Source organism: Burkholderia sp. Cy-637, from assembly GCF_011753175.1.
Lineage (GTDB): Bacteria > Pseudomonadota > Gammaproteobacteria > Burkholderiales > Burkholderiaceae > Burkholderia > Burkholderia gladioli.
Genome location: NZ_VWWC01000090.1, coordinates 1 through 11920 on the forward strand (window position 1 = coordinate 1; position 11920 = coordinate 11920).

The following is an 11920-nucleotide window of genomic DNA, read 5'->3' on the forward strand; positions in this document are numbered from 1 at the left end:
TGGCCGCCGCGCGACGAGCCGCCCGCCCAGGGGCCCGAGGAAGCGGCGCTGGCCGCCGACTCGATCGAGATCGCGGCCGGCGATTTCCGCTTCTCGGCGCGCGACGTCGCGTTCCGGCGCGGCGCGGTGACCGCCATCGTCGGGCCCAACGGCGCCGGCAAGAGCACCCTGCTGGAGGCGCTGCTGGGCTTTCGGCGCGGCGGCCGGCAGATGCGGGTGCTGGGCGCGCCGGCACGCCGCTTCATGGGCGATACGGCCGCGCTGCGCCGGCTCGGCGCGCAACTGCAGAAGGTCGACTATCCCGATCACATGCGGGTCGGCGAGATCGTCGCCCTGCATCGCGCGATGTACCGGCGCGTGGACGAGACGGTGAGCGCCGCGCTCGGCATCCCCGAGCTGCTCGCCAAGCCCTGCCGCGCGCTCTCCAAGGGACAGCGCCAGCGCGTCGACCTGCATGTGGCGCTCGCCCACCGGCCCGAGCTGGTGGTGCTCGACGAGCCCTTCACCGGGCTGGATCGCCGCTACACGGGCGAGGTGATCGAGCTGCTGCGCGCACCGGCCGGCAACGGCGCACCCGCCAGCGTGGTGATGATCTGCCATTCGGCGGAGGAACTCGCGATCGTCGACGACCTGGTCTGGGTGCGCGACGGCGGGATCCGCTACCAGGGCACGCAGGCCGCGCTGAAGGCCTCCCTGGTGGGCGAGGCGCGCGCGGTCCTGCATTGCGGCAACCGCCTAGAGAGCGAGCAGTTGCAGGCACGGCTCGCGAGCCTGCCGGGGGTGGTCGACCAGCGCGCGCGCGGCGAGCTGGCGATCGAGGTGTTCGGCGACGCCTCGCTGCATCCCGCCGTGCACGCGCTGGTCGGCGAGCAGCGCATCCAGCATCTCGAACTCGCGCCCAGCACGGCGGCCGACCTGCTGCGCGTCTGCACGGAGGGCCCGCGCGATGACTAAGGTATTCGCCATGCTGGTGCGCAACGAGCTGCTCGGCTTCTTCCGCAGCCGCGCCTCGCTGTTCTGGACCCTGGTGTTCCCGGTGTTCCTGCTCAGCGTGATGCTGTTCGCGTTCGGCGGCTCCGGCTCGCTCGGCGCCGTCGACGTGGTGTTCCTCGCGCCGGGCGGCGCCACGCCCTATCGCGCCGCCTGCCAGGCCGCCGTCACCGAGAGCCTGTCGCGCAGCGATACGGTGCGCGCGAGCTTCGGCTCGCCCGGCGCCGCGCCCGCCGATCGCCTGGCCGTGACGCTCGGCGCCACGCCGCAGCAGGGCGCCACGGTGCGCTACGACTTCAACGGCTCGCTGGGCGTGCGCGCCGCCTCGCGCATCGTCGAGATCGCGCTGGCGCGCTGCGCGGCGACGCGGCTCGGGCTGCCGGCCATCGCCCCGGTGCACTTCGAGAACAGCGCGCCGGCGCGCCGGCCGTTCGACTACGGCAGCTTCTTCGCCACCGGCATCCTGGTGATGTCCTTCATGGCGATCGGGCTCAACTCGACCGCCACCGCGATCGCCGCGCTGCGCGAGCGCAACACCTTCAAGCTCTATGTGTGCTTCCCGGTCTCGCGCGGGATGTTCGTGGCGGCGCTGATCGTCGCGCGGATGGCGATGATGGCGCTCTCGGCGCTGGTGCTGCTGGCGGTGGCGCGCTTCGCGTTCGGCATCGCGCTGCCGATCGTGACCCCGGCCGGGCTGCGCGCGCTGCCGATCGTGCTGCTCGGCGCGGCCATGGTGCTCAGTTTCGGGGTGCTGCTGGCGAGCCGCGCGAAATCGCTGGCCGCCGCCGAGCTGGCCTGCAACGTCACCTACTACCCGCTGCTGTTCTTCAGCGACCTGACGATCCCGATGCACGACGCGCCGCACTGGATCAAGGCCTCGCTGGCCTTCCTGCCGACCAACCAGTTCGCCGTGGCGCTGCGCGGCGTGCTGATCGACGGCGCGTCCTACGGCCCGTTCCTGCCCCAGCTGGCGGGCATGGCGCTGGCCACCCTGCTGTTCCTCGGCGTGGCCGCGCGCACCTTCCGCTGGCACGACGCATGAACGCGAGCGCGCCGAGCCCCGCGCCGGCGCGCCCGCTCGCGGGCCGGCGCCGGCCCTGTCCGTTTCACCGCAGTCATCCGATGGAGAATGCCTCATGACGTCCCGCACCAACCCCCTCGTCGATTACCTGATGCACGCGAGCAACTTCCTGCCCGCCATCGTGTTCCTGTTCTACGGCCGTTTCGGGCCCGGCACGGCCGACCAGCGCTGGACCACCGCCTTCGTGATCGGCGGCGTGCTGGCCGTGTTCCACGGCGCCTGGCTGCTGCGCCGCGCCCAGCGCAACAGCATCGCGATCGGCGTCGATCTCTACCTGCTGATCGGCGGCGCGCTGGCCCTCGCCTCGCCGCGCGGCAGCGAGCTGTGGGGCGAACAACTGGGGCCGGCCGCGATGCTGGTCTGCGTGCTGGTGGTGGGCATCGTCCATACCGCCTGGTCGGCGGGCGGCTTCGTCGACATCGCCCCGGCCGATCGCGCGCGCGTGCGCTCCCTGTCGCTGGTGATGCTGGCCGTCACGGTGGTGGCGCTGGCGGTTTCGGTCGCCATGCGCCACAGCCCGCTGTGGGGCGGCGTGGTACCGCTGGTGGCGCTGGTGGTGGTGCGCGGCCGGCTGCGCCGCCAGCTCGCGCAGGCGAGCTGAGCATGGACGCGCCCGTCGCCGATCGGCGTATCCAGGCCGGCGCGCTCGCCGCGGCGCTGGCGGACGGCAGCGGCCAGGGCTGGCTCGACGGCGAGGCCGGCGCGCCCTACCTGGCCGACCTGTCGCATCACGCCGGCCGGGCGCTCGGCATCGCGCGCCCGGCCTCGACCGAACAGGCCCGCGCCCTGGTGCGGGCGGCCGTCGCGCAAGGCGTGGTGCTGATCCCGCAGGGCGAGCGCAGCGGGCTGGTGGGCGCGGCCGTGCCCGATCGCAGCGGCGCGCAATGCGTGGTCGCCCTCGACCGCCTGCGCCGGATCCGCTCGCTCGACCCGGTCAACCGCAGCATCACCGTCGAGGCCGGCGCGCGGCTCTCCGAGATCAATCGCGCCGCGCACGAGCACGGGCTCACGCTGCCGATCGACCTCGGCAGCGACCCGTCGGCCGGCGGCCTGGTGGGCGCGAACGCCGGCGGCAGCCGCCTGATCAAGTACGGCGACGTGCGCCGCAACGTGCTCGGCATCGAGGCCGTGCTGGCCGACGCGCAGGCCAGCGTGGTGGATACGCTCGCTCCGCTGCGCAAGCGCAATGCCGGCTTCGACCCGACCGGGCTGTTCGTCGGCGCGGGCGGCGCGAACGGGCTGATCACGGCGGTCTCGTTCGCGCTCGCGCCGCTCGAGCGCTCGTCCTACGCCGGCTTCGTCGCGTTCGCCTCCTACCAGGCGGCCACGCGGGCGCTGCTGGCCTTCGAACAGGCCTTCGGCGAACTGCTCTCGGCCTTCGAGTTCATGTCGGCCGGCGCGGTGGCGCGCGTGACCGAGGCCTTCCCGCAGATCGGCGCGCCGCTGCCGGCCGAGGGCGCCGCCTGCTTCGCGCTGTTCGAGGTGGCCAGCGCGATGCCGGGGCTCGACGCGCTGCTCGAGACGCGCGCGCTGGACACGCTCGAGGCGCTGAGCCGCGACGGCATCGCGCTCGACGCGGCCTGCGCGGCCAGCGAGCGCTTCTGGAAGCTGCGCGACGCGCTGCCGCTGGCGGTGGCCGCCGACGGCCTGCCGCTGTCGTTCGACGTCTCGTTCGCGCGCGGCGAGCTCGCGCCCTTCGTGGACGAGGCGATGGGCTGGCTGGCCGAAGCCCATCCCGACCTGCATGCCTATGCCTTCGGCCATTTCGGCGACGGCGGCTGCCATTTGGTGGTGACCATTCCTTCGGCGCAGAGCGCGCGCTACGGGCCGATGCAGCAGATCGCCCTGCGCGGCGCGCTGTACGAACGCGTCGCGCGCCTGGGCGGCTGCTTCAGCGCCGAACACGGCGTGGGCCCGGTCAATCTCGCCTGGTATCGCAAGCACGTGCCGGCCCCGCTGCAAGCGCTGGCCGGCACCGTCCAGCGCGCCCTCGACCCGCTCCGGCTGCTCGGACGGGTGCGCTACTGAGCGCGAGCCGCTCCTCTCATCGACAGGACATCCGCCCGATGCACAGCCTTCCGAATTCGATGCATGCCGATAGCGGCGCCGCCGCGCGCCCCTACCTGAACCCCCGCGACGGCAGCCCGCCGCTCGCGCTGCCCGACGCGGGCGTGCTGGTCAGCGTGCGCGGCACCACCTACCTGGTCGAGCTGCCCGCGCGCGAGCACGGCGAACCCTCGCTATGGCGCAGGCTGGCCGGCTGGCGCGAGACGGCGCCCCGGTAGGCGAGCGCCGGCCCGCTCAGGCACCGCGCCCGCGCCAGGCGACGAAGGCCACGCCGGCGATCGCCATCAGCCCGCCGACGATGGTCGCCAGCCCCGGCCGCTCGCCCGTCATGAAGATCGACAAGCCCATCGCCGCGGCCGGCACCAGGTAGAGGAAGTGGGTGGCGCGCGCCGGTCCGAAATGGCTCAGCGCGAAAGTCCAGCTCGCGTAACCGAGCGCGGCCGGGAAGATGCCCAGCACCAGCACCGCCGGCAGGGCCGCGTGCAGCGCGCCGGGCGCCGCCAGCGAGCGCAGCGCGCCCGGCAGCCAGGGCAGCAGCAGCACCGCGCCGGCCAGCAGCGTGTAGGCCGTGCAGGCGAGCGGGCCATACACGGGAATCAGGCGGCGCTGCAGCACGAAGTAGACGGCCGAGCCGGCGGCGGCCAGCAGGATCAGCGTGGTGCCGCTGCCCAGCGCCAGGCCGCCGGGCTGGCCGCTCGCGATCAGGCCGATGCCGGCGAAGCTGAACAGCGAGCCGGCCCAGCCCCAGCGATTGAGTTTCTCGCGCAGGAACAGCGTCGAGAGGATCGCGGTGACGATCGGCGAGGTGCTCATGATGAAGGCGGCCGCGCCGGGCGCGACGCTCAGCTCGGCGGTGTTCAGCAAGGCGTTGTAGCCGGCGATGCCAAGCAGCCCCGACAGCGCGAAGGCCATCGCATCGCGCGCGGTCGGCCGGCGCGGGCGGCGCCAGGCCAGCCAGCCGAGCACCAGCACCGCGGCGGTCGCGAAACGCGCCGCCGCCAGTTGCATCGGCGAGAGTTCGTGCAGGCCGATGCGGATGAACGGAAACGCGGCCGCCCACGAGAGCACCGTGAAGGCGACCGCGCCGGCCGCGCGCGCCGTGCCTCGCGGCCCGGCGGACCGGGCCTGTGATTGCGTCTGGATGGTGCTCATGCTGGCTCGCTCCCCACGAAAGGCATCCTGCTTCGATGAGGGGCGATTGTGTGCCGGGGTCGATGCGCGGGTAAGCCGGGAAGCCGGCGATTCAGAATCCGCGAAGCGCGGACAATCGACGGCCCGGCAGGTTCAGAAGCGGAACAGCTCGCGCGCGGAATCGACCTGGATGGCGCGCCGCTGCGCCTCGTCGGGCACCCACTGCCGCAAGGCGCGCGCGGCCGACGGATAGTCGACCAGGTGGCGATGCTCCGTGTGCGGCCAGTCGCTGCCCCAGACCAGCCGCTGCGGGCTGAAGGCGGCCAGCAGGTGGGCGGCCAGTACCGTGCCCGCTGCCGCGCCGTCGCCGGCCGCCGCGCCGGCATTCGCGCGCGTCTGCGTCTCCACGCTGCGATAGGCCGCCGAGAGCTTGACCCAGACACGGCCGCTGTCGGCGCGCCGGAGCAGCGCGCGGAAACCCGGGTCGCGCGCGCCGGCGGCCGGATCGGGCCGGCCGAAATGATCGACCACCACGGTGCAGCGCTGCGCCAGCAGCGCATCGAGCAGCACCGGCAGGTCGGCCGCGCCGCGATGGATCTCGATGTGCCAGCCCAGCGCGTTCAGCCTCGCGAGGAAACGCGGCCACGGCCCCTGCTCCAGGTCGGGCAGCGGCAGCCCGATCAGGTTCAGCCGCGCGCCGACGATGCCGCTGGCCGCGAGCGCCGCCAGTTGCGCCTCGTCGATCGCGGGATCGACCACGGCCACGCCGCGAAAACGTTGCGGATAACGACCCGCGACGGCGGCCAGCCAGCCGTTGTCGGTGCCGAGGAAGCTCGGCTGCACCAGCACGCCCTGCGAAAGCCCATGCGCCGACAGATGCGCCACATAGGCATCGAGCGTCGCGTCGTAGTCGGGCGCGTGGCGCCTCTGCGCGGCCAGCGGCAGGCCGCGCACGAACAGGTGGGCATGGCTGTCGATGCCGGCCACGGCGGGCGCGGCGGCCGCCAGCCAGGCCGCGCCGGCGGCGCTCAGGCCCGACTCGGCATGCATCGCGCGATCGTCAAGCGTGGTGCTCATGATGGAAAGGACGGGAGACATCGGGGAAGAAGGAAGAGCCGGCGGCACGCTTCGACCATGGCGCTCAGCCGCGCGACGCGCTCGGCGCGCGGCCGTCGTCGGCGCGGCCTGGCTGGTTCGCGGCGAGCGGCGCCGCGATCCGGCGGCCGCGCGTCTCGGGCAGCATCAGCGCGGCGATCACCACCAGCCCGTAGGCGATGCCGGCGTCGATGCCGAGCGCCGTGCCCAGCGACATCGAGCTGCTCATATGGCCGATCAGCACCGGGAAGCCGGCCGAGACGATGCGCCCGAAGTTGTAGCAGAAGCCCACGCCGGTGCCGCGCACGCCTTGCGGGTAGAGTTCGTTGAACAGCGCGCCGAGGGTGGCTGGGATGCCGGCCGAGACCAGCCCGAGCGGGAAGCTCAGCACCAGCATGGTGGTGTCGCCGATCGGCAGGAAGGTGTAGAGGTTGACCATCACCGCGCAGCCGATCGCGAACACGATCACGGTCCAGCGCCGGCCGATGCGGTCCTGCAGCCAGGCGCTGACGAAGCAGCCGACGATGAAGGCGACGATCACCACGGCCAGGTAGCCGCCGGTGCCGAGCACCGACAGGTGGCGCTCGGTCTTCAGGTAGGTGGGCAGCCAGGTGGTGATCGCGTAGTAGCCGCCGTGCGCGCCCAGGCCGATCAGGCCGCCGACCGCCGTGGTGCGCAGCACCGAGGGCGCGAAGATGCCGGCCGCCATCGCCAGCACGCCCTGGCGCTCGCCGTTCGCGTCGACCGGCAGCGGCTCGCGCGGCGGCTCCACCACGTTGCGGCGCAGGTAGAGCACCAGCAGCGCCGGCAGCAGGCCGACCGCGAACAGCAGGCGCCAGGCCCAATCCTGCGGCACCAGCGAGAAGATCGCCGTGTAGACCAGCACCGCGCCGCCCCAGCCGAAGCCCCAGGCGCTCTGCACGATACCCATCGCCTTGCCGCGATGCTTCGCGTTGATGGTCTCGCTGAGCAGCACCGCGCCGGCGGTCCATTCGCCGCCGAAGCCGATGCCCTGCAGTGCCTTCAGCGCCAGCAACTGCTCGAAGTTCTGCGCGAAGGCGCTCAGGAAGGTGAACAGCGAGAACCAGATCACGGTGATCTGCAGCGCGCGCACGCGGCCGACGCGATCCGACAACACGCCGGCCAGCAGCCCGCCCAGCGCGCCCGCCACCAGCGTGGCGCCGCCGATCAGCCCGGCCTGCGCCTTGGAGATGCCCCAGACCGTCAGCAAGGTGGGGATCACCAGCGAGAAGATCTGCGTGTCGGCGGCGTCGATCGCCCAGCCCGCGAAGCAGCCCCACAGGGTTCGTTTCTCGATGGGGGTGATGTCCCGGTACCAGCGCATGATCGTCTCCTCTTGCGCGCAGCCTGGCGCGCGGCGCGCCGGCTGATGCGCCGGCGGCAATTGATTGATAGCACGCATTCTGGCGGGATGCGCCTGGCTCGCATACTATGGAAACGTTGATCTTTCATTGCATCGCGTTATGGAATCCGCTCGCATCCTCAAGTATTTCCTGGCCGTGGCCGACGCCGGCAGCGTGACCGGCGCGGCCGAGCGGCTGGGCCTGGCGCAGCCGGCGCTGAGCCAGGCCATCACGCGGCTCGAGCGCGAACTCGGCGTCAAGCTGTTCTCGCGCACGCGGCGCGGCGCGGCGCTGACCGCCGCCGGCGAGGCGATCGTCGACGACATCCGCCTGAGCGTGGCGCGCATCGAGGCCGCCGAGGCGCGCGCACGCGATATCGGCGCGCAACGCGGCGGGCGGCTGGCGATCGGCTTCGTCTCGGCGGCGCTGTTCGAGGTGCTGCCGCGCGCGATCGCGGCGCTGCGCGCCGAGGTGCCGAACGTGGAGCTGGCGCTGCGCGAGATGAGCAATGCCGAGCAGGCCGCCGCGCTGGAATCGGGCGAGATCGACATCGGCCTGCTGCATACGCCGGTGGTGGTGCGCGGGCGCATGCACGAGAAGCTGATCGCGCGCGAGCGGCTGCACGCGGTGGTGCACGAGACGCACGCGCTCGGCGCCGACGGCCGGCTCGCGCTGGCCGACCTGGCGCGCATCGGCCTGGTGTGGTTCCCGCAAGGGCAATTGCCGGTGGTGCGCGCCGGCATCCTCAGCGCGTTCCGCAAGGCCGGCTGCGAGGCCAATATCGTGCAGGACGCGAACCGCTCGCTGACGGTGCTCGCCTGCGTCGCGGCCGGTTGCGGCGCCTCGCTGCTGCCGGCTTCGGTGCAGGCGCTGCGCTTCTCGGGCGTGCGCGTCTGCGAGGTGCGCGACGGTGATGCGCTGCCCTTCTTCGAGCTGAGCGCGGTGTGGCCGAACCGTTCGCGGCCGACGCTGGCCGATCGCTTCGCGGCGCTGCTCGATCGCGATGCCGGCAAACCGGCCGCGGGCGGCAAGGCGCAGCCTGCGCGGCGCCGTGCAGGTTGATGTCGATGTCGATGTCGATGTCGATGTCGATGTCGTGCAGTGCCGATGCGACATCGGCTGAAACAAGAAACAGACAACCAGGAGATCAGGTCATGCCATGTCCTTCCCCGCGCGCCCTCGCCCTGCTCGCCGCCGCGCTGCTCGCGGCGCCGGCCGCGCACGCCATCGACTGCCGCAAGGCGGCCAGCCCGATCGAGCGGACGATCTGCGCGGACCGGCGGCTGCAGGCTGCCGACGCGGCGATGGGCGCCGCCTACGCGGTCACGCTGAAGGCCGCCGGCGACAAAGGGATCCGCGCGATGCTGGTGGCCGGCCAGCGGCGCTGGCTGCTGCGCCGCGATGCGCAGCTCGGCCATCTCGATGCCGTCGACGACGGCCAGGGCCCGCCCGACGAAGCCACGCGGCGCGAGATCGTGCTGAAGGCGATCCGGGACCGCACGCGCGTGCTCTCGCAGGCCGGCATGCACAACCCCTATCAGCGGCGCCTGGTCGAGGTCGCGCTGGCGCAACGCGCCTTCGAGGCACGCTACACGGGCGGCCCGTTCGCCGGCTACCAGACATCCTGCGATTTCCTCCCGCAAGCAGGCAGCTATAGCTACGGCTGCTTCGGCACGCAGCGTTTCCAGCATCACGACCGGGTCTGCTCGGTCAACCAGGATTGGGCCAGCGGCAGCGTTTCCGAACGGCGCGAGGTCGGGCGCGTGGTCAACGGCAGGCTGACGGCCGTGGCGAGTTGCTCGATCGGCGGCGGCGAAGCCGGGCAGGCCTGTCCGGACGACGATGCCAAGGGCAAGGAGGCGCGCTGGCCGGCGCAACTCGACGCCGAGGCGACCCGCAACGAAGCGCCGCCGGTGCCTGCGGCGCCCCTGCTCGATGCCGATGTCGGGGAGATCGACGAGGGGTGGCTGGCGGCATGCCTGGGGGATGCTGCGTATCCGCCGCGTTGAGGGCGGCTGCCCAGGCTTCACCTGCCCTCCTTCCTCACTTGAAGATTCGAATGAAAAAAGACTGCATCCTGGTACTCGATATCGACGGCACGCTGACCGACTCCGTGTCGCTTCATCAACAAGCCCTGCTGATGGCCATGCAGGCATTACGCCTGCCGCGACTCAACACCGACTGGGGCAGCTATCCGCAGCACACGGACAGCGGCATTCTCGAGCATGCGCTGGCCGAAAACGGCGAGGCGGCCTGCACCCCGGCACGGCGCGCCGAATTCGAGCGCGATCTCGATACGCACTTCGCTGCCTTGCTCGCCACCCATGGACTTCGCGAAATCGCCGGCGCGCGGGCCTTGACGGAGGCGGCCGCCGCCTCGCGCTGGGGCGTGGTATTCGCCACCGGCGCCATCCGCTCGGTCAGCCGCGGCAAGCTGCGCTCGGCCGGCATCGCGTTCACCGAGGAGCTTCTGATCACCTCGAGCGAGTACGCCTCGCGGCAGGAACTGGTCGCCGCGGCGGTGTCTCGCGCAAGGCAGGTCCACGACGTTCCAGCGCCGCTCGCCGTCACCTCGGTCGGCGACGGCGTCTGGGATCTGCGCGTGGCCAATGCGCTGGGGCTGCACTTCGTCGGCGTGGGCGGCCAGGACAGCGCGGCCGGCATGCGGCTGCGTGCCCTGGGCGCCACGGTGCTGGACGACCTGCGCGGCTTGATTCCGGCGCTGGATTCGATCGACCTGGCGGCGGCGGCCGCGTCGGCGGAATAAAACAGACGAAAGCCGTGTTGTCTCGTGACGGCCCCGGCCTTCGTCCGGGCGCCGAAGCTCCCCGAACCGTCACGAGTAGAGGTCATCCATGCATCGTCGTTCCCTGGTTTCCCTGTGTTGCAGCGCCGCCGTCGCGCTGCTGACGTCAAGCCTCGCCCCGCTCGCCGCGCATGCGGCCGGCGGCGCGACGTCCGACGCCGACCGCGCCTTCGTCGCGATGGTCTCGCAAGGCGGCATGTTCGAGGTCGAGGCCGGCAAGGTCGCGGCCCGGCAAGGCGCGCGGCAGGACATCGTCGATCTCGGCAGCACCGAGGCGCACGACCACCAACTGGTGGGCGCCAAGCTGCTGGCCGCCGCGAGCGCGGCCGGCATCGAGGTCGATACGCAACTGAACGCGGCCTTCACGCAGCGCCTCGACAAGCTGCGCGGCCTGTCGGGCCCCGCCTTCGACGATGCCTTCATCGCCGAGATGAAGACCATTCACGCGGCCGACGGCGCGGCCTTCGCCAAGGAGGCGCGCGACGGCGGCGATCCCGGCCTGCGCGCCTTCGCGGCAGAAACGGTGCGGATCGTGAAGCGCCACCAGGGCGCCCTGCACGCGCTGCCGCCGGAAAACGGCTGATTCCCCGCGCGCGTCGCGGCCCTCGCCCCGCCAGCGGTAACGCGCCGCAAGAATCGGGAAACATGCCGTTTCGAGAAGGCCGACGATCCTTTCGCTTTCCGAACGATTGGCCTTCGCGAACGACGCGCGCCGGCTCCCGCTCGCCCATGCAGCGAGCCGAAATGCGGCGCGCGCCGCTCATCCATCCGCCGGCTCGCGCGGCTTCCGCGCGAGCGCCCCACCCCTTGCACGACGAGCCCGGCGCAAGCAATCGATGCCGGCGCCGCGCCCTCCTCCCTCTGCCTCGATCCCGTCAGCAGCCGGAAAGAAACATGCAGTAAACGGCAGGTAACCCGTCGACTCACGCGCAACGCGATACTCGCTTCCGTTTTCCCACCGGATCGCGACGATGGCACCGCCCCAGGCTTCCTATTCGATCGATGCGCTGCACGGCTTCGAGCTGACCGAAGACGGGCAGTACCTGATGCTCAACAGCAACCAGCCCGATCGCATCGCCCTGCACTGCTCGGTGATGCATGAACTGCTGGCGGCGCTGTCGAACGCGATCGGCTCGTCCGAGCGCATCCGCCACAAGCAGCGCGGCGTCAAGTTCGTGATGCCCTGCGAGGCCTGGACGGTGGGACGCGATGCCGGTGGCGCGCCGGACCTGATCCTGTCGTTCCGCCTGCCCGGCGGCGCCGAGCTGTCGTTCCAGGTCGGCCGCGCGCTGGCCGGCCAGATGGCCGACGTGCTGGCGCTGGCGAGCGGCCCCGCCGCGGCGCTGCCGCGCGCGGCCGGCTCGCTGCAATAAACCCGCGTCCTCG

At 72.2% G+C, this 11920-nt stretch carries 13 protein-coding genes; 10 read left to right on the forward strand and 3 right to left on the reverse strand.

What is annotated here, in order from left to right; translation table 11 throughout:
* From F3J10_RS21900 to F3J10_RS21920, 5 genes are all read left to right on the forward strand, one after another.
* A partial coding sequence (locus F3J10_RS21900) for an ABC transporter ATP-binding protein (RefSeq protein ID WP_167242981.1) occupies nucleotides 1-954 on the forward strand: 954 nt, incomplete at its 5' end.
* A complete protein-coding gene (locus F3J10_RS21905) occupies nucleotides 947-2032 on the forward strand; it encodes an ABC transporter permease (protein ID WP_167242982.1) in 1086 nt (361 codons plus the stop codon). The genes F3J10_RS21900 and F3J10_RS21905, both read left to right, overlap by 8 nt.
* 94 nt (nucleotides 2033-2126) lie before the next feature.
* Nucleotides 2127-2672 (forward strand): hypothetical protein, encoded by a 546-nt coding sequence (locus F3J10_RS21910; RefSeq protein WP_025101072.1) that lies wholly within the window; start codon nucleotides 2127-2129, stop codon nucleotides 2670-2672.
* Between the two features lie 2 nt (nucleotides 2673-2674).
* Nucleotides 2675-4099 (forward strand): FAD-binding oxidoreductase, encoded by a 1425-nt coding sequence (locus F3J10_RS21915; protein WP_167242983.1) that lies wholly within the window; start codon nucleotides 2675-2677, stop codon nucleotides 4097-4099.
* Between the two features lie 38 nt (nucleotides 4100-4137).
* Complete coding sequence (locus F3J10_RS21920) at nucleotides 4138-4356, forward strand: hypothetical protein (protein WP_167242984.1); 219 nt, start codon at nucleotides 4138-4140, stop codon at nucleotides 4354-4356.
* Nucleotides 4357-4372: 16 nt separating this feature from the next.
* Here the strand turns inward: F3J10_RS21920 and F3J10_RS21925 are convergent, their stop codons facing one another.
* The 3 genes from F3J10_RS21925 to F3J10_RS21935 all read right to left on the reverse strand — a co-directional run bounded on the left by F3J10_RS21925 (nucleotide 4373) and on the right by F3J10_RS21935 (nucleotide 7709).
* A complete protein-coding gene (locus F3J10_RS21925) occupies nucleotides 4373-5290 on the reverse strand; it encodes a DMT family transporter (RefSeq protein WP_167242985.1) in 918 nt (305 codons plus the stop codon).
* Nucleotides 5291-5422: 132 nt separating this feature from the next.
* Nucleotides 5423-6346, reverse strand: a complete 924-nt coding sequence (locus F3J10_RS21930) for an amidohydrolase family protein (protein WP_167242986.1) — start codon at nucleotides 6344-6346, stop codon at nucleotides 5423-5425.
* 64 nt (nucleotides 6347-6410) lie between these two features.
* Entirely contained in the window at nucleotides 6411-7709 is a 1299-nt protein-coding gene (locus tag F3J10_RS21935; protein ID WP_167242987.1) for an MFS transporter, read from the reverse strand.
* A gap of 139 nt (nucleotides 7710-7848) precedes the next feature.
* Here F3J10_RS21935 and F3J10_RS21940 point away from each other — a divergent pair, with 139 nt between their 5' ends.
* The 5 genes from F3J10_RS21940 (at nucleotide 7849) to F3J10_RS21960 (ending at nucleotide 11907) form a co-directional block, all read left to right on the forward strand.
* Entirely contained in the window at nucleotides 7849-8790 is a 942-nt protein-coding gene (locus tag F3J10_RS21940) for a LysR family transcriptional regulator (protein WP_036035852.1), read from the forward strand.
* Between the two features lie 92 nt (nucleotides 8791-8882).
* On the forward strand, nucleotides 8883-9737 hold the full coding sequence (locus F3J10_RS21945; RefSeq protein WP_167242988.1) for a lysozyme inhibitor LprI family protein: 855 nt from the start codon (nucleotides 8883-8885) through the stop codon (nucleotides 9735-9737).
* 50 nt (nucleotides 9738-9787) lie between these two features.
* On the forward strand, nucleotides 9788-10495 hold the full coding sequence (locus tag F3J10_RS21950; RefSeq protein WP_025101079.1) for an HAD family hydrolase: 708 nt from the start codon (nucleotides 9788-9790) through the stop codon (nucleotides 10493-10495).
* 88 nt (nucleotides 10496-10583) lie between these two features.
* Entirely contained in the window at nucleotides 10584-11117 is a 534-nt protein-coding gene (locus F3J10_RS21955) for a DUF4142 domain-containing protein (protein WP_025101080.1), read from the forward strand.
* Nucleotides 11118-11505: 388 nt separating this feature from the next.
* On the forward strand, nucleotides 11506-11907 hold the full coding sequence (locus F3J10_RS21960; RefSeq protein ID WP_025101081.1) for a hypothetical protein: 402 nt from the start codon (nucleotides 11506-11508) through the stop codon (nucleotides 11905-11907).
* Nucleotides 11908-11920: the final 13 nt, after the last annotated feature.